At 69.1% G+C, this 946-nt stretch carries 2 protein-coding genes; one reads left to right on the top strand and one right to left on the bottom strand.

Annotated elements, in window-relative coordinates; all coding sequences use genetic code 11:
* Window positions 1-246: hypothetical protein (locus G6O68_RS31905; protein ID WP_165253806.1), on the top strand; the 246-nt coding region annotated here is incomplete at its 5' end.
* A 95-nt stretch (window positions 247-341) separates the two neighbouring features.
* On the opposite strand, the gene G6O68_RS31900 is transcribed toward G6O68_RS31905, so the two are convergent.
* On the bottom strand, window positions 342-932 hold the full coding sequence (locus G6O68_RS31900; protein ID WP_165253804.1) for a PEP-CTERM sorting domain-containing protein: 591 nt from the start codon (window positions 930-932) through the stop codon (window positions 342-344).
* Window positions 933-946: the final 14 nt, after the last annotated feature.

Below are 946 nucleotides of genomic sequence, written 5' to 3'. Positions count from 1 at the left end.
CCTTCTTTGAACCCATCCCGCGGCCTCCCCTACCGCACCGCCTACGGCCACGCCAGGGCAATCGTCGACGCGAGCAAATACCGGATGGGCGGCAATGTCTGGGCCACCGAGGACGTGCCCGCGGAGGCCGCCCCGATGGTCGCCGCCATCGCCCGCAAGATGCGGGCGGAGGGGGAGCCCGCTCTGATGCGCCTCGTGCGGATGGCGGTCGACGACCTGCTGGAAGGTCGGCCGCCGCGGCATTAAGGCTTGGCGACGGCCCCGCGGTCATGGAATGCGAACGGCCCGCGACTCCCGAGTGAGGAGCGCGGGCCGGCGTCGTTTCGAAGGCGGGCGATCGCTCAGGCGCTGCGACGCCGCAGCGCGAAGGCGGCCGGCGCGGCGAGCCCGACGAAGGCCAGGGCGAGGGAGGAGGGCTCGGGCACGGCGGTGCCGGCGGCCCCCACGCGGAGGGCGAGGAATTCTTCGAAGACGCCGAACCTGCCTGCGAGCAATTCGCCGTTCGGCCCGTCGCTGGCCGCGACCCCCCAGTAGGGCGAATCGCCGACGATGGAGGCCACGAACGAGTACGTCTCGCCGACGGACAGGAGGACCGACGAGAGGTCCACGTCGTAGAAGCCTCGGAACGCCCCGTCGACCACGAACGACTGGCTGAACAGCGGTGCCCCCGACGTCCCCGCCCCCGCGTACAACTGGAACAGAATGGGATCGGAAGGCTCGAACGTCTCGTTCATGACGACGAGCCAGAGGGCCGCGGAGACCGTGGCGTCCTCGGCGATGAAGCTGTTGCCGATCGGCTCGTAAAAATTGATCTGAATCTCTTGATCATTCCGGGGATTGAGGATCGTTCCGGCCCCGGCCGTCCCCGCGGACGCCGCCAGGCCCAACAATGCCGTCGCCGCGATCCAGGTCCGTCGCATATCGATCCTCATCGTGCCGCATCCTC

The sequence above is a fragment of the Paludisphaera soli genome (genome assembly GCF_011064595.1).
GTDB classification, from domain to species: Bacteria; Planctomycetota; Planctomycetia; order Isosphaerales; family Isosphaeraceae; genus Paludisphaera; species Paludisphaera soli.
The sequence above is the reverse complement of the archived record's forward strand: the minus strand, read 5'-3'. Positions and strand labels throughout refer to the sequence as shown.

Bases quoted from the DNA above. Each gene is read 5' to 3' on its own strand.
- G6O68_RS31900 (WP_165253804.1), bottom strand. From the start codon at position 932: ATGAGGATCGATATGCGACGGACCTGGATCGCGGCGACGGCATTGTTG.